Genomic DNA, 19,791 nt, shown 5'->3' with positions numbered 1-19,791 from the left:
AGCGTAAGAGATAAATTGGAATGTCACGTAAAGTACTAGTCGTAGATGACGAAGCTCCTATCAGGGAGATGTTGGTTTTTGTTTTAGAGCAAAATGGATTTCAAGCAATTGAAGCAGAAGATTACGACTCTGCTATTGCAGCTATGGTTGAACCTTACCCAGATATGGTTTTACTTGATTGGATGTTACCAGGTGGAAGCGGTATTCAAATTGCTAAAAAGTTTAAGCAAAACGAACACACCCGTCAAATCCCAATTATTATGCTTACAGCTCGCGGCGAAGAAGAAGACAAAGTACGCGGTCTTGAAGTAGGTGCTGACGATTACGTAACTAAGCCGTTTTCTCCTAAAGAGCTTATGGCGCGTATTAAAGCGGTTATTCGCCGTGTATCGCCAACCTCATTAGAAGAAGCTATTGAAGTACATGGCCTGCGTTTAGACCCTATTTCGCATCGTGTTACCTCAGAAGGTAACGAGCTTGATATGGGGCCAACCGAATTTAGATTACTGCACTTTTTTATGACTCACCCAGAGCGTGTTTATAGCCGTGAACAACTGCTTGATCATGTATGGGGAACTAATGTTTACGTAGAAGATCGCACGGTTGATGTGCACATTCGTCGTCTGCGTAAAGCAATTGGCCCACTTGGACATGACCGTTTGGTGCAAACTGTACGTGGTGCTGGATATCGTTTTTCAAGTAAGCTGTGATCAGCTTAAAGCTTAGCTAATGTATGAAATACGCATGTATTACTACTCTAAGGTAAAGTGAGTGTATGTATCGAGTTGTTAATAAGCAGGCGTTAGTAAAGCGCCTGTTTATCTATTTTTTACCCTTACTATTAATTGGTGTGCTGGTTGGCGCGCCATTTTTGCTTTTATTTTTAGGATCTTTTTCCCTCCTTATTTGGCACTACCATCAACTTTATCGTTTGAGCGATTGGCTACTTAATCAACGTAGCTTTAATCCACCTGAGGGCGAGGGTGCATGGGAGCAAGTGTTCGAAGGTATTTATCATCTACAGCATCGTAATCGTAAAAAACGTAATGAGCTTGCTGATTTAATTCGTCGCTTTCGCGATGGGGCTGAAGCAGTACCTGATGCGGTAGTGGTATTACAAAACGATTTAAGTATTGTGTGGTGTAATCAATTAGCCCTTAAAGTGCTTGGTTTGCAGTGGCCAACCGATCATGGTCAGCGTCTTGATAATTTAATTCGCGAACCTAAGTTTGCTAAATACATGCACAAAGGTGAATTTGACGACGCGCTTGAGCTGGATAACGGCCATAGCATTGAGCAAGTACTTGAGTTTAGGGTAATGCCTTATGCAAGCACGCAACTTATGGTTGTTGTGCGTGATGTAACGCGCTTAAAACAGCTAGAACAGATGCGTAAAGACTTTGTAGCCAATGTGTCACACGAACTACGTACACCGCTTACAGTGGTTACTGGGTATCTTGAGATGATGGATGGCGACATGATGCCGCCGCCAGCAATGTGGAACAAAGCGCAAAATACTATGCTTGAACAATGCAAGCGCATGGATAGCTTAGTCAGCCAATTACTATCGCTTTCGCGTATTGAAGGTGCTCGTCGCCAAGACAATGATAAAGCCATAAACGTACCGCAATTACTTGGTTATATTCACACTGAGGCAAACTCAATTAATCAAGACAAAGGCCATGAGCTTATTTTTAATATTGATAAAACCCTCGATATTAAAGGCTCTGAGGATGAACTGCGTAGTGCGTTTTCTAATTTAGTATTTAACGCCATTCATTACACTAAACCCGGTGGCAAAGTGGAAGTCTGTTGGCAGCGCAAAAACAATAAAGCGTGTTTTAGTGTTACCGATAATGGTGATGGTATTGCGCCAGAGCATATTAACCGTTTAACTGAGCGTTTTTATCGTGTTGATAAAGCCCGCAGCAGAACAACAGGTGGCTCAGGCTTAGGGCTCGCGATTACAAAACATGTACTAACGCGCCACGATAGTAAATTAAATATTAGCAGTGAAGTTAACAAAGGTTCGTGTTTTTCTTTCGAATTTTCAATAGATAAGACAGTTTCGCTAGCTAAGTAATTAGGCTGAAAAGCAAAGTCATAAAAGTGTCATTTAAGAGTAATGTAACTGTCATGTACTCACTTTAGAGTGGGCAGCAGTTAGAAAATGGGACGAACAAACCGGAGAACCCTACATGAAATTTAAAAACTTAGTTGCCGCAATGGGTGTGGCTGTTACAACTTTCGTATCTGCACAAGCAGTTGCTTTAGATCAAGATATTCCTGAGTATCAAAAAATTAGTGGTGTTTCAGGTAACTTCTCATCAGTAGGTTCTGACACTTTAGCCAACATGATGACGTTTTGGGCTGAAGAGTACAAACGTATTTACCCAAATGTAAATATTCAAATTCAAGCGGCAGGTTCTTCTACTGCTCCACCGGCACTAACCGAAGGTACTGCTAACCTTGGTCCAATGAGCCGTAAAATGAAATCTAAAGAAATCGAAGCGTTTGAAAGACGCTACGGTTATAAACCAACTGAAGTACGCGTTGCTATTGATGCACTAGCGGTTTATGTACATAAAGACAATCCAATAGAAGGTCTTCGTATTGACCAAGTAGATGCTATTTTTTCATCTACTCGTAAGTGTGGTGCACCAGAGCAAGTAAACCGTTGGAGCGATGTTGGCCTAACAGGTGACTGGGCAGCTAAAGATGTTCAACTTTATGGACGTAACTCAGTGTCAGGTACTTATGGCTACTTTAAAAAGAAAGCACTGTGTAAAGGTGATTTCCGTAATAACGTAAATGAGCAACCGGGTTCTGCATCGGTAGTACAGTCAATTTCATCTTCATTAAATGCAATTGGTTACTCTGGTATCGGCTATAAAACATCGGGCGTACGTACAGTACCGCTTGCTAAAAAAGGCGATAACTTTGTTGATGCAACACTTGATAACGTTGCGCAAGGTAAATACCCGCTATCGCGATTTTTATATGTTTATGTGAATAAACACCCGAATAAGCCACTATCACCTATGGAAGAACAATTTTTAAGAATGGTACTTTCAAAAGATGGTCAGCAAATTGTAGAAAAAGATGGTTATGTACCACTTTCTGCAAAGCTAGTAAAAACAGAACTTAAAAAGCTGGGTTTGAACTAATACCAATTGCATTAAATTAGTGAGTTATTATAGCGATAAGAAAATAGCGCAATAACAAGGCTAAAATTATGATACATAGTTGTTCTATATAAATAATTTTTAACGTAGTTAGTGAGTTATTTAATACACTAGAATGGTCATGTTTTTAATAAAATTGGTATGATAAACCATAGGCAATAAAAAACCGCTCACTGAGCGGTTTTTTTATGCCTAAAACTAAAAACTTTAAGGAATTAAATATTACCTAATTTTTCGGCTTGTGCTTTACATTGATTATAGCTCTCAACACATTTACCAGAGCATACTTGCTGCTTTAAGCCCTCAGCAGTTGTTTGCTGTTCACATGTACTTTCGCATTGGTAATTTTGTTGAGCACACTGATTCATTTCAGGGTTTTCAACTTGGTTTTGGCAACCTACTAATAGTGCAAAAGTAAGGGCGACTACGCTTGTTTTTATTAAAGTGTGCATGCTTCTTATCCTTAAAATGGAGTCGCAATAATATTAAATTTCGACTTGAATATTGTCGATCAATCTAACACCACCAAAATAGGCTGCGGCTAAAATAACAAATTGAGTATCTTCGATTGTAGCAGTTTTTAATGTATCTCGTTGAGCAATCTCAAAATAGTCTGGCTTTAGGCCAGCTTGCTCTAAGCTCTGTTTAGCTAAGCTTTCAAGTTTTACGAAGTCTTTTTCGCCGCTTTTAAGTTGCTCAGCGCATGTATTAAGTGCTTTAAATAATACGGTTGCAGTCGCTTTTTGCTCATCAGATAAGTAACCATTACGCGAGCTCATAGCAAGGCCAGAAACTTCTCGCATTGTAGGTACACCAATAACTTCGACCGGAATTGATAGGTCGCGCGCCATGGTTTTAATTACTTGCAGTTGCTGAAAATCCTTTTCACCAAAGCAGGCGTAATCGGGTTGTACAAGATTAAATAATTTTGTAACTACCGTGGCAACACCTCTAAAGTGACCAGGGCGTGAGCCACCACAGTAACCTAATGAAATATCAGGCACATCTACAAAGCTCTGTGCGCCAAGTCCATTTGGATAAATTGTCTCTACACTTGGGGTAAATACAATATCAGTGCCTAGTTCTGCAAGGCCTTGTTTATCTTCGTTTAGTGTACGAGGATAGTTATCTAAATCTTCGTTAGCACCAAATTGCATTGGGTTAACAAAAATACTCACAACGACTTTATCGGCTAAGTTTTTTGCTTTTTCTACTAGCGAAAAATGCCCACGGTGCAAGTTGCCCATCGTTGGCACAAGTGCCACGCTAAGACCCGCTTGGCGCCATGCTTTAATTTGACTACGTAACGATCTGATTTCAGTAATTGACTGCATTATTTAAACTCGTGTTCAGCGCTTGGAAACGCGCCATTTTTAACGTCTGTACAATACTTTTGAACGGCTGCAGGCATATTGCCTGTTTCGAGTAAAAAGTTTTTAGAAAATTTAGGAATGTAACCTGCTGAAATACCAACAAGGTCATGCATTACCAGTATTTGGCCGTCAGTTAAACTGCCCGCACCAATACCAATTGTTGGGATGCTTAGGGCGTCTGTAATGCGTTTTGCCAATGCACTTGGAATACATTCAAGTACTAATAATTGTGCGCCAGCAGCTTCAAGTGCTTTTGCGTCATCAATCATTTTTTGTGCTTTGTCTTCTTCGCGACCTTGTATTTTAAAGCCACCAAATACATGTACTGACTGTGGTGTAAGGCCTAAATGCCCGCAAACTGGAATACCTTGTTGAGTAAGCGTTTTAATGCTCTCGTAAAGCCATTCTCCGCCTTCAAGCTTAATCATGTTTGCGCCAGCGCGCATAAGCTCAGCTGCATTTTTACAAGTATCACTTACGCTTGAGTAGGTCATAAAAGGTAAGTCAGCAATTACAAATAATTCGCGGCTACCAGCGCGTACACAGCGGGTATGATATACAATATCTTGATTGGTTACGCCAAGGGTGTCATCGCCGCCTTGTAGTACCATGCCCAAAGAGTCGCCCACTAAAATAACTTCAACGCCGTTATCATGAAATAACTTTGCAAAACTAGCGTCGTAGGCTGTCAATGCAGTAATTTTGTTATTTTCTGCTTTCATTTTATTTAAAGTAGAAACGGTTATTTTAGACATAATATCCTCGCAGGCAAAAGCCTAGGTTAATTACAGAGGTAATTGTTGTAAGTCGTTGAGCGGTAAATTATTTGCAATGGTTTTTAATGCAATGCCGCTAGGTAAAATAAGTTCAGGTGCAAGCTCTAATAGTGGATAAACCACAAACTCGCGATTATTCAAACCATAATGAGGCACAGTTAAGCGCACCGTATTTATAATTTGATCATCAAATAATAGAGTATCGATATCAAGTGTGCGTGGACCCCAACGCTCAGCCTTTCTTACTCGACCATGCTCAAGTTCAATACGTTGCGTTAAATCAAGTAATTGCTCTGGCTCAAGGGTCGTTTTAATGCACGCTACTGCATTGATATAGTCTGGTTGATCTTGTGGGCCCATAGGCTTACTTGCATAGTAATGCGATACGTTTATAAATTCACAATTAGGCAGCTTTTTAAGCGCGATTACCGCGTTATCAAGCTGCTCTTTTGGTGAGTTTAGGTTGGCACCTAAACCCAAATAAACACAGTGCATGTTATTACTCAGCTGGCTTTTTAGTAGGTCGACGGCGCTTTCGCGGCTTAGGACCACCTTGATGGCCTAAGTTTTTAACCATCTCTTTTTGGCCGTTTATATCTTGGCTTAAGTATTGTGTCCACCACTGGGCAAGCTCAGTATGCTGTGTTTCGCCTGCATCTACGCGTAATAATAAAAAGTCGTAAGCGGCTTTAAAGCGAGGTTGCTGCGTTAGTCTGTAAGCACGTTGGCCTGCGCGTTTATCCAAACGATGCTGAATATGCCAAATATCGCGAGCACCTAAAGTAAAGCGTTTAGGAACCGCAATGTGTTGTGAGTTATCGCTTAGTACTTTATTCATTGCTTGTGCGAAAGCATCGTATTCTGCAAGTTGCTCTTGGCTTTGAATCTTTTTAGTACGTTCAAGCAGCGGGAACCAAAGTAGTGCGGCAAAAATAAACGCTGGTGTTACTTTTTTATCGGCATTAATACGTTTGTCGGTATTTTGAAACATTTGCTGAATAAGCGTGTGTTCTAAGCCACTTGGGTTTTTATCTAAGATTTTATCAAGCTCAGGAAACAGTGAGCGGAATAAGCCGTATTTACGCAGCATTAAAAAGTTAGCTTCGGCCTTGCCATTTAAAAACAGCTTAAGAATTTCTTCAAATAAACGTGCCGGCGGAATGTTATCAAGCAAACTTGCAAGCTCGCTAATTGGCTTTTCACTTTTAGGCGCAATGCTCATATCAAGTTTAGTAGCAAAGCGAACTGCACGTAACATACGAACAGGATCTTCGCGGTAACGCGTTTCAGGGTCGCCGATTAGCTCAATTTGTTTAGCTTTAATTGCCGCTAAGCCGTTGGCGTAATCGTGAATACTAAAATCTTTGATTGAGTAATAAAGTGCATTGATTGAAAAGTCGCGGCGTTCTGCATCTTCTTCAATACTGCCAAATACGTTGTCACGTAGTAATTGGCCTTCATCGCTTGATTGGCTTATTTGATTTTTGTCTTCTTGCGCTTCGTGGTGGCCACGCATAGTCGCCACTTCAATAATTTCACGGCCAAATACAATATGTGCTAAACGAAAGCGACGACCAATAAGGCGACAGTTTCTAAATAGTTTTTTTACTTGATCTGGCGTGGCATTAGTAACTACGTCAAAATCTTTTGGCTGTTGGCCTAACAATATATCGCGAATACAACCACCAACAAGGTAGGCATCGTAGCCACCGTCTTTTAAGCGGTATAATACTTTGATTGCATTTGGGCTAAATTGTTTGCGAGAAATACCATGCTCACCACGAGTGACAACAATAGGTTCACTGCTTACAGAAGCGCTTTCGGCACTGGTATTCGGGCCGATTATTTGTCGGCAAAATTGAAAAAGCTTGGAAATAATAGTCTGTCTCCTAGAAGGTGTGATTGACTCTGCATCGCAATCAAAAGTTACAGCAAATGGGGCGGTTATAGCCCAGTACAAGCTGTTTGACGTAATTAGCATATATTTAGGCGGCTATCATATACCAGCAGGGTTTAAAAATTAAGTTGATGTGTTGAAATTAAGCCGTTTTTAGCTATTTTATTTACTTAAATGTGTAAATTGGACTTTCTGACTACGTGGATGCTGAGAAATTTGTATTTCGGATACTTGTGGTACCTGTTTTAAGCTAAAGTTTTTAATTCCCCAAGCGATTAATTGTTCAATATTTAAATCGATTAAATCAGCTATAACAGGCAATCCTAAAAATTCAAATGCACTAATTAAAGCAGGCTTTGGATTTTGTTTGCTAATGGCAGGGGCATAATTTTGTTTAGACAATTTGAAACCAGGCTTGGCAACCGCTAAAGGTAAATGAGCAAATTCAGGCACAGGGCTATCGAGTTGTTTAAATAAACTAATTTGCCGAGCGGTTGGCTCAATTAAATCAGCACCTCTTACAATTCGATTAATCTCTTGATCAATATCATCGACGACCACAACAAGTTGATATGCAAATAAGTCATCGCTGCGTTTAATTAAGTAATCTTCATGGGAAAGGGCGCTATTTACTGTTATATCACCTTGAATTAAATCATTAAATTGAGTCGTTGGATGTTGCTGAACTAAGCGAAGCGCACCGCATTGAGTATTATGATTAAGTGCTTGGCAATGCCCCTGATAAATACCGCCAATGGCTTTTATTTGTTTGCGAGTACAGGTGCAACCATAAACAAGGTTTTGTTTTAAAAGTGAGTGGGTAATATCTTGGTATAAAGGCAGACGCTGCGTTTGATATACAACAGGTTCGTCCCAGTGAAGGGCGTAGGCATGTAAGGTATTAAGAATATCGGAGTCGGCGTTTTTAACCACGCGCGTAGTGTCAATGTCTTCAATACGAACTAACCAATCTCCTTGGTTAGCTTTTGCATCTAGATAACTACCCACAGCCGCTACAAGTGAGCCAAAATGTAATGGCCCAGAAGGAGACGGTGCAAAACGACCGCGATATTTACGCATAGGCGCAGTAACGGCTGTAGGAGACATAACTAATTAATAAATATTAATTAGCCGCGTCCAGATTGCTTTTCTTTGATTTCTGCAAGTGTTTTGCAGTCTACGCATAAATCGGCAGTAGGACGTGCTTCTAAGCGACGTATGCCAATTTCGATGCCACAAGACTCACAAAAGCCAAAATCATCTTCTTTAATCAAATTAATTGTTTTTTCAATTTTTTTGATTAATTTACGTTCGCGGTCACGAGTACGAAGTTCTAAAGAGAACTCTTCTTCTTGTGCAGCGCGGTCAACTGGGTCAGGAAAGTTAGCAGCTTCGTCTTGCATGTGTGATTTAGTACGATCAACTTCGTTACGTAAATCATTACGCCAAGTTTCTAAAATCGCTCTAAAATGAGCACGTTGTGCATCATTCATGTACTCTTCGCCTGGTTTTTCTTGGTATGGTTCTAAACCGGCTTGAGCCAATAAACCATGTTTCTTTTGGTCTGGCATAACTCTCTCCTAAATCCTTAATTTAATGCCTCAGCATTAGCCGGCGGTATAAATAACAGAATCTTATATCCTAGGCAAATTTATTTTTAATTAATCGAATTAGCTTCAACCATGCTTACTGAGTAAAAAGTGTATTAATAGTCTATTTACACTTTTAATTAATTCACATATTCGCTTTCTAAAACTTGCCTTGTTATGTGGGCAAAAGCTTTAAAAACAAGTTAATTTTTATAATTCACTTTGTATAACTTTTTTTAATTTGAGTACTTTGCTTATTTTGCAAATTACGCTTAGTTCAATCCCTTGGTTTAATACACTATTGTGCAAATACTATTTTTTTATGAAGTAAAACTTCATTAGCAGAAATTGTGGCCTTGTATGCTAATACTTCAACGCCGGCTATTATTGCTTGGCTTAATAGCGTGGCGTATTTTTTATCAATATGCGCAGCTGCACTTACTGTATTTATTCCTTCATGCAAAACAGCGAACAGTAATACTGCTCGGTGGCCTTGTTCGATCATTTCTATTAGTTCGCGAATATGCTTTTGTCCGCGCAGTGTTTGCGCATCAGGAAAGTAGCCTTGCCCGCTTTGTGGTGCATCTTCGCTTAATAATGTGACTGATTTAACTTCTACGTAGCAATCAGGCTTATTTTCGTCTGTGAGTAAAAAATCGATTCTGCTGTTTTCGCTGCCGTACTTTACTTCGCTTTGCAATTGACTGTAGTCGAGTAGCTCGCTTATTACATTATTGTTTATTGCTTCTTCTACTACTTTATTAGCCACTGCTGTATTTACACAAATAAGCTGCGATAAGTTATTTTGCGTAAGCTCTAATGAATGCGGGTATTTTCGTTTTGCGTTATCGCTTGTTGAATAAAAAGCAGCAAAACCCGGCTCTGCGCATCCCGTCATTTTACCTGTATTAGCACAGTGGGCGGTAAATTCACTGCCATCACTTAATTGTAAATCAGCTAAAAAGCGTTTGTAGCGTTTTAATAAGGTGGCAGGTTGCAGAGTTGGCGTGTACTTCATGATAACTTCCAAAGCGTAAATACTGCACAGCAGTGTGGTTTATGTTATTTATCTCAAGCTGTTGGGAACTTAAGCGCTCTATAGTAAACTCGGTGGCACATTTAAGTGCAAGGGTATTCTAACATGAGTGAAAAATTTGTTGTTCAACTAAGCGAACAAGCAGCAGCGAGTCATTGGGGCGATAATGCGTCATTGTCTTTTAATGAGCGCGGTGCAACTGTTCATTTGTCTGAGCAAGAAACATTGAAAAATGTTCAAAAAGCTGGTCGTACTATTGCAATCCAAGGTATTAAAAACGTTGAATTAGCAGGCGATGCTTGGTGTACAGAAAGTCAGTGGGCTTTTTATCAAGGCTTTGTAACACCAAAATCGTTAAACGGTGTTGATTTTGTTGATAACGCACAATCAGATATTAAAGAACTTGCTCACTTAAAAACGTCAGCAATTTGGGCACGTGAAATGGTTAACGGGACTGCCGATGACATTTACCCAGAAAGCCTTGCTGAAAAAGCGGCTGAGTTTATTCAATCATTAGCGCCTGAGCATGTAAGTTACCAAATTATTAAAGGTGATGCGTTACTAGAACAACAGTGGATTGGTATTCATGCTGTTGGTCGCGGTAGTGTTCGCCCGCCAGTATTGCTTGAGCTTGATTACAACCCAACAGGCGACGAAAATGCACCAGTAAGTGCAGCGCTTGTAGGTAAAGGTATTACGTTTGACTCAGGTGGTTACTCAATCAAATCAAGCGAAGGTATGCTTGGTATGAAGTGCGACATGGGCGGCGCTGCAACAGTAACTGCAGGTTTAGCATTGGCTATTAACCGTGGTATTGAAAAACGTATTAAACTGTTTTTATGTTGTGCTGAGAACTTAATTTCGGGTCATGCATACAAATTAGGTGATATTCTTACTTATAAAAATGGCACGACAGTTGAAATTGTAAACACCGATGCTGAAGGTCGCTTAGTACTTGCAGATGGCCTAATGGCCGCAGGTGAGACTGGCGCTCCACTTATTATTGATGCAGCAACACTAACTGGCGCAGCGCTTGTTGCTGTTGGCCAAGAGTACAATGCATTATTTGCACTTGATAAAGAACTTGTACGTGAAGTTGAGAGTTTTGCATCTCAAGAAATGGAAGCTGCTTGGCCACTTCCTCTTGAAAAATGGCATCAACAAAACTGCCCATCTCCTTATGCTGATACGGCGAATAGCCGTGCACAAAAAGGTGGCGGTTATGGCGGTGCATCGAATGCTGCAGGCTTTTTATCGCGCTTTGTGCCAAACGATGGCAAAGGCTGGGTACACATCGATTTAGCGGCTGCATTTAACATGGGCAGTACAAGTCAATGGGCAGCGGGTGCAACAACTCAAGGTATGCGTACAGTTGCTCGTACTTTACAAGAAAAAGCATAATATTTACTAAATTACGCTTTTTACGCTAAAAATAGGCACCCTTGGGTGCCTATTTTTTAATTTACAGGCAAGCAATTTTATTTCATTTACGGTAAAATCAGTCGCCAATACCTGTTTGAGTTTAATTTTTGCTTAACTCTAAGCTGCGCTCAAATCTTATATCCACCACTGGGGTTTCTAATTATGTCAGATAAGTGCTACATCACAGCTCAACAGCTGCTTGAAGATTCGTTCCGCGTAGCGGCACAAGTATACCAAGATGGCTTTCGTCCTGATTTTATTATTGGTATTTGGCGAGGTGGTGCACCGATCGGTATTGCTGTTCAAGAATATTACGATTACAAAGGCATTGAGACTGACCACATTGCAGTACGTACATCGTCTTATTACGGTATTGGTAAACAGTCGAAAGAAATTAAAGTACACGGCTTACATTACATTGTAGAGAACGCAAATGCAGGTGATTCATTATTAATTGTTGATGATGTATTTGACTCAGGTCGTAGTATTGTTGCATTAAAAGAAAAGCTTTCAGAGCTTATGCGCTTAAACTTGCCACGTGATATTCGTATTGCATGCCCGTACTACAAGCCAAAAAACTCAAAAGTAGACACTGTTCCAGATTATTATATTCATGAATCTGAAGAGTGGTTAGTTTTCCCGCATGAATTATCGGGTTTAACACCGGATGAAATTATTGCTGGTAAATCTGATCTTGCGAAAATTCATGACATTTTGCTAGAGAAGTAATTAGTAATTGGCATAAATAAAAAAAGGCCGTTAAGGCCTTTTTTTATTTTAAAGCTGAGCAAAGCTATCTACGTATTCACTTAGTTTTGGTATATCGACTGCTTGCAAGCCATCGTTACTTCTAAGTACCAAGCCTTTTTCTACGAGTTCTGTAACAACACGTCTGTAAGCTCGCTCAGTGGTAGCAAAACGTTCGGCTTCAGCATTTACAGTTGGGTAGGCTCTAAGTAGCGTAGGGTTGTTGTTCTCGGCCCTTAGTAAGCAATCTTTAGCTATGTTATAGCTAAGTGGTAGTAATAACTTATCTAAATTGATTTTTTGGTTTTCCTGAAACTTAGCCGCAATAGTTTGTGCTGTGTATAAGCTTAGTTCTGGTTTTTCAAGCAGTAGAGCACGCCAATGCCTTAATTCAATAAGGTTATAAGTGACATCGCTAAAGCACGTTACCGTATATATACACGGATTATTATTTAGCGCTTCTATTTCACCAATAAGGGTGTTGTTACAATCCAATTGTCCTAACAGCAGGCGTCGTCCATTACCTACGTCGTAACTAAACGACACAGTGCCACTGCGTACAAGCACAAGCTTGCTTAAAGGCTGATCTTGATGGATCAGAACTTCTTTTTTTGATTGTTGATAGCTACTACCGGCAAAGGTTAAAAGCTGATCAACAAGGTAACTAGAAAAATGGTATTGAAACATCAATGTGCTCTTCGGACATTTGTCCTATTTATTACATCTTAATGACGATAGCATTAAGACACTAAGAATTTACGCTAACTTGCTACTAATATTATTAGCTTTGCTAAGAGTATTATTTTACCTTCATTTCCCGTGTAATGATTTAAGAATTTGCTGGTATTTTCCGGCAAACTTTTTCAGGTTTTTTAAGCAGGTTAGCTTTTTTATTTTGTTGTAACTTTGCAATACTTACAAGTGCCATAAGATAGCAGTACATGTAATGCTAACCTAAAGGCTAGGAGAGAACAATTGAGTTGGGAATATTTAGGTTATATTGCATCAGCTTTATTGGTTGCATCGTTAACAATGACAGATGTAGTAAAACTGCGTTGGTACAACATGTTTGGTTGTATTGTATTTACTGCATACGGTGTTGCCATTGGCGCAGTGCCTGTTATTTTTACCAACGGCTTATTGTCGCTTGTAAATTTATACCACATTATAAAAATATATCGCCAACCTAAAGTTGAAGACGCTAAAAGCTAAAATAAGTTATCTGCACAAAGTAAGTTAATGGTTTTAATTAAAATCAAAAACTTCAGCTTTTGTGCAGTCCAGCTTAAAGCGTATATAGATAATCTCATATCACTCTACATAACTTACCTTGATGAACCTTTGAACCATGCTGTAATCTCCTACTTAAAAGATGATTATCTTAGGTTTTAATACGTCGATCGTTAGCTAAATACTGTTCGCGGTTAAGATATAAATAAGTGCTTCTAAATTTCATAAAAAAATCCGATAGCAGTAAACTGCTATCGGATTTTTATCTGTTATACCAACCTGCTTACATATGTTATTTAATTCATTAAATTGCTTAAATATTTATGCAGGTAGGCACTATGGTATTTACGCTTTTTCTAAATCTTCAACGTCACCTAAACCTGCAGTTAGCTCTTCAAGTAATTGCTTTATTTCTTCAGAAGCTAAAATAAAGTCAGCATCAAGTTTTAAAGCCATATCTTCTTTAGGAATATCTGCGTTTTCTTCTTTTAGAGTTTCAGAGTAGCTTAAACGTTTGATAGAGCCATCGTTTTGCAGCATAAACTTAAGACGCTCTTGCCAGTCAAGCGCAAGTTTAGTTACGCGTTTACCACTTTCTAAATGCGATTTAACTTCATCACACGATAGATCATGACCTTTAAGCTTTACTTGTGCGCCGCTGTCGTCTGCTTCTTCAAGTTCAGCGTCTGAGCCAATAGCAAAACCTTCTGGTGTACTAAAGTTAGTTAACCAATCAGTTAAAAATACATCTAGGTCGTAGTTAGCAAACGCAGGTACAACCGGAAGCGTTCCTAACGATTTACGAAGTAGTGCTAGTAGCTCTTCTGCTTTATTAAAGCTGCCACTGTTTACAACAACCCAACCGTTTTCTTGGTCAATAAAGGCAAATTGTAAGCTCGACTTTTTAAATGCTTGAGGTAGAAGAGTATGAAGAATGTTTTCTTTTAATTCGTCTTTTTCTTTCTTTTTAACTGGGCGGTTTTCTTCAGCTTCTATCAGATCAATTTTCTCAGCAACTAGTTCATTAATAACAGAAGCAGGGAGTACTTTTTCTTCGCGTTTAGCGCAAACTAGAATACTTTTCTGAGAAAAATGCGATAGCGTATCGCCATGTTTTCCAAACGCTTTTGTCCAACCAAATGTTGCAAGCTCTTGACCAGTACATGGGCGAAATAAATCTTGCTCTAATGCTTTATCAAAGTCTTCTTGAGTATATGAAACGTCTTGCTTAAAGCGGTAACAAATAAGGTTACTAAACCACATAGGGGAATTGATCCATTTGAAAAATTTGTACAATCATAGCAATAAAAACAGTATCTCGAAATGACTGATTTGTTACTGTTGAATATGAACAAATTTAATGCATATACTTTTATTTATTCATATTTATCAAAAATAGGCAGTGGCTTAGCCATGTTCTTCGGAAATTGAATATAGTAACGCAGACCTTTGCCCGGTTCACTCGTTGCATCAATAGAGCCACTAAGGGTTTGCTTGACCAAATTAAGCATTATATGGGTGCCTAATCCGCTACCGCCTTCATCGCGTTTGGTAGTAAAAAATGGGTCAAATAATTTTTTTAATTGCTCGTTAGTAACACCGTTACCGCCATCTTTGTAATCAATAGTTAAGTTAGTGTCATCAGCGCTTATTTTAATATCCATTACACCGTTGCTTTTACCTTCAAAGCCATGAATAAGTGAGTTCATAATTAGGTTAGTAAAAATTTGGCTTATAGCCCCTGCAGGGAGATTTAAAACTAAATCATCAGGACATTCTAATTTTATAGTATGGGATGTCTTTTTTAGTTTTGGGTGCAGTGAGCGTATTACTTCGTTAGTGTAATCTTTAAAGTTAATGGTTCTTACTGCTTCACTGGCTTGATCGACCGCTATTTGTTTAAAGCTAGCTATAAGCTCCGAAGCTCTATCTAAGTTAGTGGTTAGTAAGCTTGTGCTTTGCTTTGCTTCGTTAATAAATTCTTCTAGTGCTTTTGGCGAAAGTGTTTTTTCGGTATAAGCATTTTCGAGTTTATTTAAGCGTTCTTGTAAAAATGATATTGCCGTTACACCTATCCCAATAGGGGTGTTTATATCGTGTGTAATACCTGCTACAAGTCCGCCTAGCGCAGCCATTTTTTCTGTGCCTAGTAAACGTTCCTGTGCAAGGCTTAACTCTTCTATATAGCGCTGAGATTCAGTTTGCTTTGTAATTAACTCTAGCTCTGTGCTGCGGCGTAAGTCTACTTCTTCGGTGAGGACAATTTTTTGCTTTTCGAGTTCGTATTTTTGCTGCTGTAAATCCATCATTGCTTGGCTTAAGTTGGATGTTTTACGGGCTACGTCTTGTTCAAGTTGTATGTTGTGTTGATCAAGCTTTTCGTTACTTATAATGAGTTCTTTTTGGGTGTGTTCAAGCTCTTTTCTATACTGAACCACTTTATCTATTAGTTTGTTAAATGACTGCTCCATCACTTTTAGTTCATTATGTTCTTCTGTTTCTATTTCTATATGTTGACCTTCTAGCTCGTCTAGTTCTAAATTTTCTAGTTGCTCAGTGAGTTCTGCTAAAGGGTCTGTAAGAAGTTTTCTAAATGCCATTAAAAATAAGATGATCAAAAAGGTGGTTTTAATCATCGCATTACCAATCAAAAAGTAGATTGATACCATAATGCGGCTAAAAACAACTTCTCGACTTGAGAATAAGGTAACGTCACCAACTTGAGTAGCACGACCTGAAAATTCAAAAATAAGTGGAAAGGTATAACCAAATAAACCCGATTTTGCGTCTTCTAAAATAACCTCTTCTTGTACTAACTGTTGGTTATATAGCTTATGTATATCAAGAGAGCGCCCTAGCTGTGAAATAATTTCGCCGCTGTCGTCTCGAACAATAATCCCTTCAATCATGGGGATGGCGAGTAAACCTTCTGCTGTTGTAATTGTTTGCTTGGTATTAAGCTCCCAAATTGCACGTGTTAAGCTGCGACTAAAGGTTTTTTGTAAGGTACTAAGTTCATCGCGAATATAGTCTTTAGTATTGACGTATTCAGCAAGCACTTGTCCACAGGTCACTACAAAGGTAAGCAAAAAATAGACGGATAAAACGCTAGTCAGTAGCTTCTTAGAAAGACTTTTTTGTAACATGAGTGACTTGTTCATCCTTTATTATTTTTGTAACGTTACGATAGTAATTTAAAAGTTAGTCAATAAACCTCTAAAAATAAATAAAAAAGTTAAAATTTAATAAGATAAATCCAAAAAGTGAGCGTGTAGTATCAAAGTATTTAAACCAAGGTATAAATTAATAAATTCGTTATCTGTTATGTATTGTAGGCTTAATTAGTATTTGCTTTGGTTAATTATATCTTAAACGGATTTATTCTATATTTATCATTGTATTAAATTATTAATGCGCTGAGTGCTTGGAGGCGTGTTAAAGTGTCTAAAATGCAATGGAAGGCATTAGTTTAATAACCTTTTAATAACTTTGATGGTTGTGTAGTAGTAAACATGATGAAATTTTCGATATTAGTCTGTGACGATTCTGCAGTTGCCCGTAAACAAGTCGTGCGGTGTTTAAATGAATGTATAGACGCTCAAATACAACAAGCTACAAATGGAGCGCACGCTCTAGAACTTTTACGAGCACAAAGCTTTGATTTATTGTGCTTAGATCTCACCATGCCCGAAGTTGATGGTATACAAGTACTCGAGACTATAAAAATAGAAAAAATAGAGTGCTTTGTTTTAGTTATTTCTGCCGATATACAAGAAAAAATGAAGCAACGAGTCGCACAACTTGGCGCAATAGACTTTATCGATAAACCTATCAATAAATCTAACTTAAACGAAATATTGCATAAATTTGGCATTCATTAGGTTTTTTCATGTTAAAAAAGGCTGTTTTATCTTTTAATTTAGGGTTGACAGCATAGCCTTTGTTAAGGCAGTCTTAACATATGAAAACAATTAATCGCGTACTGACCATTATTATTACAACCATCATTCTTACTGGATAGTGGCATAGGTCGGTGCAACAAATTTAAAGGCCTGTGTTCACTTAGAACACAGGCCTTTTTTCGTTTTATGGGATGAGGAACATAAACAATGCGAGTTTTAAAATTTGGTGGGTCTTCGCTTGCCGACTATGCATGCTTACAACAGGTAGCTCAGCTAGTTAAAGCACAATTAAAAGATGAAATGCTTTTGGTACTTTCTGCTCCAGGTGGAATGACCGATTCGCTAGTTGCACTTGCAAGTGCTGCAGAACAAGGCTCTGACTTTTCGCAGCAATGGCAAGCATTAGTTAGCCGCTGTGAAGGTTTGAAAGCTGACGTTGAAAAAAGTGGTGTAGTAGTTACAAGTTGGCCAAACTTAGGCGAGCTTAAAAATAAACTAGATGGCGTATCACTTATACAATGTTGCCCTGATCAAGTTCGCGCATTTGTAATTAGCTTCGGAGAGCGCGTTAGTGTTTCTTTAATGCAGGCTTTATTGAACTCGCACGATGCAAGATACTTAGAAGCAACAAGCTGTATCGCTTCAACTGGCGGTTATATCGACGCCGAGGCTGATTTAGTAACAAGTAAAGCGCGCTTTCAAGCTGTGCTTAAAGAAAGCCCTGCAACTATCTATATCATGCCTGGTTTTACGGCGAGTAATGATAAAGGTGAGCTTACAACGCTTGGCCGTAATGGCTCAGATTACTCAGCAGCCATTGCAGCAGCATGTTTAGAAGCTGAGATTTGCCAAATTTGGACTGACGTTGATGGTGTATACAGTGCTGATCCTCGTTATATTAAAAAAGCGACTAAAGTAGATTTTTTATCTTATAAAGAAGCGATGGAGCTTTCTTATTTTGGTGCAAAAGTACTTCACCCTAAAACAATTTTACCGTGTGCTAAAGCAGGCGTGCCGTGCGAAATTAAAAATACGCATAACCCAGACGCACAAGGCTCATTAATTGGTAACGATTATTCATCAGATGAGCCAGTAAAAGCGCTTTCGAGCCTACAAGACCTTGCAATGCTAACTGTCTCAGGGCCAGGCATGAAAGGCAAAGTAGGTATGGCGTCTAAGGTATTTAACGCGCTTGCTCACGATAACGTATCAATTGTATTGATCACGCAGTCATCATGCGAATTCAGCATTAGCTTTTGTGTACACGAAACAGACCTAGCACTTGCACTTGATGCGCTACAAACTGCATTTGAACTTGAATTACAAGCAGGGCTTATTGAGCCTGTACAAGTGCAGCGCAATTTAGCCATTGTTACTTTAGTGGGCGACAACATGCGCGCGCACCGTGGCTTAGCGGCTAAATTTTTTGCATCGCTTGCACAAGCGCAAGTAAATATTGTGGCAATTGCACAGGATTCTACAGAAAGTGCTATTTCAGCAGTAATTGATGGCGAACTTTGTAACGACGCCGTAAAAATATGCCATGAAAACTTTTTCACGCATGTGCCGTCAATTGATGTGTTTTTACTAGGTTGTGGCTTAGTAGGGCAAGAGCTTATTAATCAGCTTGAGCGCCAACAAGCGTGGCTTGAAAAACGTAATATTAAACTCAACTTGTATGGTGTTGCTAACTCTCGCCAATTACACCTTGATAGTGAAGGTATTGCTTTTGGTGATTGGCAGCAAAAATTGGCCTCATCTGAGCAGGCGTTTGATTTAAAACTAGTAGAGCAGTTTGTTAAGCAAAATCATTTAGTAAACCCTGTGCTTGTTGACTGTACGTCGTCGGATGCACTTGCTGCGCAGTATGTAGACTTTTTAAATGCAGGTTTTCATGTGGTTGCTGCCAATAAAAAAGCAACAACAAGCTCATACACGTATTACCAAGATTTAATTGCAGCAACGCAAAAGAATAATCGTAAATTTTTATACGAAACGAACGTTGGTGCAGGCTTACCAGTAATCGACAACTTACAGTCATTATTTGGTGCCGGTGATGAGTTATTAGAGTTTAGCGGTATTTTATCAGGTTCACTTTCGTATATGTTTGGCGCACTTCAAGATGGTTTATCACTTTCTGAGGCAACTATTAAAGCCAAAGAAAGTGGCTTTACTGAGCCAGATCCTCGTGATGATTTATCGGGTACCGATGTAGCACGTAAGTTATTGATCATCGCTCGCGAAGCCGGTATGAAATTAGAGCTAAGCGATATTGAAGTTGAGTCAGTATTACCACCAGGTTTTGCACAAGGTGATAGCGTTGATGAGTTTATGGCAAAACTACCAAGCTTAGATGCTGATTTTAACGACCGTATCAAAAGCGCTGCGAGCGAGGGTAGGGTACTTCGCTATGTAGGCACAATTAAAGAAGGCCACTGTAAAGTAGGTATTGAAGCGGTAGATGCAAAGCATGCGCTTAGTGTCATTCGTGATGGTGAAAACGCACTGGCTATTTTAAGCCAATACTACCAGCCACGTCCGTTTGTAATTCGTGGTTATGGCGCCGGCTCGGAAGTAACAGCCGCGGGTGTATTTGCTGATATTTTAAAAACGTTATCGCGCTAGGAGCTCGTT

Annotated in this window: 19 protein-coding genes; 8 read left to right on the top strand and 11 right to left on the bottom strand. The window is 39.2% G+C overall.

Translation table 11 applies throughout. From position 1 onward, the window contains the following. Positions 1-20 precede the first annotated feature (20 nt). The 3 genes from phoB (at position 21) to I6F50_RS11505 (ending at position 3,167) form a co-directional block, all read left to right on the top strand. A complete protein-coding gene (gene phoB, locus I6F50_RS11515; RefSeq protein ID WP_006791869.1) occupies positions 21-710 on the top strand; it encodes a phosphate regulon transcriptional regulator PhoB in 690 nt (229 codons plus the stop codon). 65 nt (positions 711-775) lie between these two features. Next, positions 776-2,083: a phosphate regulon sensor histidine kinase PhoR gene (gene phoR, locus I6F50_RS11510; RefSeq protein ID WP_024608321.1), complete on the top strand. Its 1,308-nt coding sequence runs from the start codon at positions 776-778 to the stop codon at positions 2,081-2,083. A gap of 115 nt (positions 2,084-2,198) precedes the next feature. Next, entirely contained in the window at positions 2,199-3,167 is a 969-nt protein-coding gene (locus tag I6F50_RS11505; RefSeq protein WP_197176254.1) for a PstS family phosphate ABC transporter substrate-binding protein, read from the top strand. A 233-nt stretch (positions 3,168-3,400) separates the two neighbouring features. On the opposite strand, the gene I6F50_RS11500 is transcribed toward I6F50_RS11505, so the two are convergent. The 8 genes from I6F50_RS11500 to sfsA all read right to left on the bottom strand — a co-directional run bounded on the left by I6F50_RS11500 (position 3,401) and on the right by sfsA (position 9,838). Beyond that, positions 3,401-3,637, bottom strand: a complete 237-nt coding sequence (locus I6F50_RS11500) for a hypothetical protein (RefSeq protein ID WP_007587168.1) — start codon at positions 3,635-3,637, stop codon at positions 3,401-3,403. A 33-nt stretch (positions 3,638-3,670) separates the two neighbouring features. Then, positions 3,671-4,519: a pantoate--beta-alanine ligase gene (panC, locus tag I6F50_RS11495; protein WP_007587167.1), complete on the bottom strand. Its 849-nt coding sequence runs from the start codon at positions 4,517-4,519 to the stop codon at positions 3,671-3,673. Then, entirely contained in the window at positions 4,519-5,313 is a 795-nt protein-coding gene (gene panB, locus I6F50_RS11490) for a 3-methyl-2-oxobutanoate hydroxymethyltransferase (protein ID WP_197176253.1), read from the bottom strand. The genes panC and panB overlap by 1 nt, the downstream gene beginning before the upstream one ends. Before the next feature lie 30 nt (positions 5,314-5,343). Then, positions 5,344-5,829, bottom strand: coding sequence for a 2-amino-4-hydroxy-6-hydroxymethyldihydropteridine diphosphokinase (folK, locus tag I6F50_RS11485; RefSeq protein WP_007587165.1), 486 nt, complete (start codon positions 5,827-5,829; stop codon positions 5,344-5,346). A gap of 4 nt (positions 5,830-5,833) precedes the next feature. Then, positions 5,834-7,315 (bottom strand): polynucleotide adenylyltransferase PcnB, encoded by a 1,482-nt coding sequence (gene pcnB / locus I6F50_RS11480; RefSeq protein WP_007587164.1) that lies wholly within the window; start codon positions 7,313-7,315, stop codon positions 5,834-5,836. Between the two features lie 78 nt (positions 7,316-7,393). Further along, a complete protein-coding gene (gluQRS, locus tag I6F50_RS11475) occupies positions 7,394-8,338 on the bottom strand; it encodes a tRNA glutamyl-Q(34) synthetase GluQRS (protein ID WP_197176248.1) in 945 nt (314 codons plus the stop codon). A gap of 20 nt (positions 8,339-8,358) precedes the next feature. Further along, complete coding sequence (dksA, locus tag I6F50_RS11470) at positions 8,359-8,802, bottom strand: RNA polymerase-binding protein DksA (RefSeq protein ID WP_002962671.1); 444 nt, start codon at positions 8,800-8,802, stop codon at positions 8,359-8,361. A 316-nt stretch (positions 8,803-9,118) separates the two neighbouring features. Further along, the gene (gene sfsA / locus I6F50_RS11465; RefSeq protein WP_007587160.1) at positions 9,119-9,838 is read right to left on the bottom strand and encodes a DNA/RNA nuclease SfsA; all 720 of its coding nucleotides are present in this window, start codon (positions 9,836-9,838) and stop codon (positions 9,119-9,121) included. Between the two features lie 123 nt (positions 9,839-9,961). Between sfsA and pepB the strand changes: the two genes are divergently transcribed. Further along, entirely contained in the window at positions 9,962-11,257 is a 1,296-nt protein-coding gene (pepB, locus tag I6F50_RS11460) for an aminopeptidase PepB (RefSeq protein ID WP_007587159.1), read from the top strand. A gap of 183 nt (positions 11,258-11,440) precedes the next feature. Then, positions 11,441-12,007, top strand: a complete 567-nt coding sequence (locus I6F50_RS11455; RefSeq protein ID WP_007377478.1) for a phosphoribosyltransferase — start codon at positions 11,441-11,443, stop codon at positions 12,005-12,007. A 48-nt stretch (positions 12,008-12,055) separates the two neighbouring features. Here the strand turns inward: I6F50_RS11455 and I6F50_RS11450 are convergent, their stop codons facing one another. Further along, on the bottom strand, positions 12,056-12,712 hold the full coding sequence (locus I6F50_RS11450) for a Crp/Fnr family transcriptional regulator (protein WP_002962665.1): 657 nt from the start codon (positions 12,710-12,712) through the stop codon (positions 12,056-12,058). A 288-nt stretch (positions 12,713-13,000) separates the two neighbouring features. Here I6F50_RS11450 and I6F50_RS11445 point away from each other — a divergent pair, with 288 nt between their 5' ends. Beyond that, positions 13,001-13,237 (top strand): YgjV family protein, encoded by a 237-nt coding sequence (locus I6F50_RS11445; RefSeq protein WP_002962663.1) that lies wholly within the window; start codon positions 13,001-13,003, stop codon positions 13,235-13,237. Positions 13,238-13,600: 363 nt separating this feature from the next. Here I6F50_RS11445 and rdgC read toward each other — a convergent pair whose 3' ends face one another. Next, positions 13,601-14,518 (bottom strand): recombination-associated protein RdgC, encoded by a 918-nt coding sequence (rdgC, locus tag I6F50_RS11440; protein ID WP_024589755.1) that lies wholly within the window; start codon positions 14,516-14,518, stop codon positions 13,601-13,603. Positions 14,519-14,631: 113 nt separating this feature from the next. Further along, on the bottom strand, positions 14,632-16,401 hold the full coding sequence (locus tag I6F50_RS11435; protein ID WP_197176247.1) for a sensor histidine kinase: 1,770 nt from the start codon (positions 16,399-16,401) through the stop codon (positions 14,632-14,634). Between the two features lie 366 nt (positions 16,402-16,767). On the opposite strand from I6F50_RS11435, the gene I6F50_RS11430 reads away from it, so the two are divergent. After that, entirely contained in the window at positions 16,768-17,136 is a 369-nt protein-coding gene (locus I6F50_RS11430; protein ID WP_024589756.1) for a response regulator, read from the top strand. Positions 17,137-17,364: 228 nt separating this feature from the next. Beyond that, positions 17,365-19,782 (top strand): bifunctional aspartate kinase/homoserine dehydrogenase I, encoded by a 2,418-nt coding sequence (thrA, locus tag I6F50_RS11425; RefSeq protein ID WP_165722047.1) that lies wholly within the window; start codon positions 17,365-17,367, stop codon positions 19,780-19,782. Positions 19,783-19,791 lie beyond the last annotated feature (9 nt).

The organism is Pseudoalteromonas sp. NZS127_1 (genome assembly GCF_015864295.1).
Taxonomy (GTDB): Bacteria; Pseudomonadota; Gammaproteobacteria; order Enterobacterales; family Alteromonadaceae; genus Pseudoalteromonas; species Pseudoalteromonas arctica.
The sequence above is the reverse complement of the archived record's forward strand: the minus strand, read 5'-3'. Positions and strand labels throughout refer to the sequence as shown.

What these genes read in the sequence shown, in the direction of transcription:
- sfsA (WP_007587160.1), bottom strand. Translation starts at nt 9,838, where the DNA reads ATGAAGTACACGCCAACTCTGCAACCTGCCACCTTATTAAAACGCTAC.
- pepB (WP_007587159.1), top strand. Translation starts at nt 9,962, where the DNA reads ATGAGTGAAAAATTTGTTGTTCAACTAAGCGAACAAGCAGCAGCGAGT.
- I6F50_RS11455 (WP_007377478.1), top strand. Translation starts at nt 11,441, where the DNA reads ATGTCAGATAAGTGCTACATCACAGCTCAACAGCTGCTTGAAGATTCG.
- pcnB (WP_007587164.1), bottom strand. Translation starts at nt 7,315, where the DNA reads ATGCTAATTACGTCAAACAGCTTGTACTGGGCTATAACCGCCCCATTT.
- panB (WP_197176253.1), bottom strand. Translation starts at nt 5,313, where the DNA reads ATGTCTAAAATAACCGTTTCTACTTTAAATAAAATGAAAGCAGAAAAT.
- I6F50_RS11450 (WP_002962665.1), bottom strand. Translation starts at nt 12,712, where the DNA reads ATGTTTCAATACCATTTTTCTAGTTACCTTGTTGATCAGCTTTTAACC.
- phoR (WP_024608321.1), top strand. Translation starts at nt 776, where the DNA reads ATGTATCGAGTTGTTAATAAGCAGGCGTTAGTAAAGCGCCTGTTTATC.
- thrA (WP_165722047.1), top strand. Translation starts at nt 17,365, where the DNA reads ATGCGAGTTTTAAAATTTGGTGGGTCTTCGCTTGCCGACTATGCATGC.
- rdgC (WP_024589755.1), bottom strand. Translation starts at nt 14,518, where the DNA reads ATGTGGTTTAGTAACCTTATTTGTTACCGCTTTAAGCAAGACGTTTCA.
- gluQRS (WP_197176248.1), bottom strand. Translation starts at nt 8,338, where the DNA reads ATGTCTCCTACAGCCGTTACTGCGCCTATGCGTAAATATCGCGGTCGT.
- I6F50_RS11500 (WP_007587168.1), bottom strand. Translation starts at nt 3,637, where the DNA reads ATGCACACTTTAATAAAAACAAGCGTAGTCGCCCTTACTTTTGCACTA.
- folK (WP_007587165.1), bottom strand. Translation starts at nt 5,829, where the DNA reads ATGCACTGTGTTTATTTGGGTTTAGGTGCCAACCTAAACTCACCAAAA.
- panC (WP_007587167.1), bottom strand. Translation starts at nt 4,519, where the DNA reads ATGCAGTCAATTACTGAAATCAGATCGTTACGTAGTCAAATTAAAGCA.
- dksA (WP_002962671.1), bottom strand. Translation starts at nt 8,802, where the DNA reads ATGCCAGACCAAAAGAAACATGGTTTATTGGCTCAAGCCGGTTTAGAA.
- I6F50_RS11430 (WP_024589756.1), top strand. Translation starts at nt 16,768, where the DNA reads ATGATGAAATTTTCGATATTAGTCTGTGACGATTCTGCAGTTGCCCGT.
- I6F50_RS11435 (WP_197176247.1), bottom strand. Translation starts at nt 16,401, where the DNA reads ATGTTACAAAAAAGTCTTTCTAAGAAGCTACTGACTAGCGTTTTATCC.
- phoB (WP_006791869.1), top strand. Translation starts at nt 21, where the DNA reads ATGTCACGTAAAGTACTAGTCGTAGATGACGAAGCTCCTATCAGGGAG.
- I6F50_RS11505 (WP_197176254.1), top strand. Translation starts at nt 2,199, where the DNA reads ATGAAATTTAAAAACTTAGTTGCCGCAATGGGTGTGGCTGTTACAACT.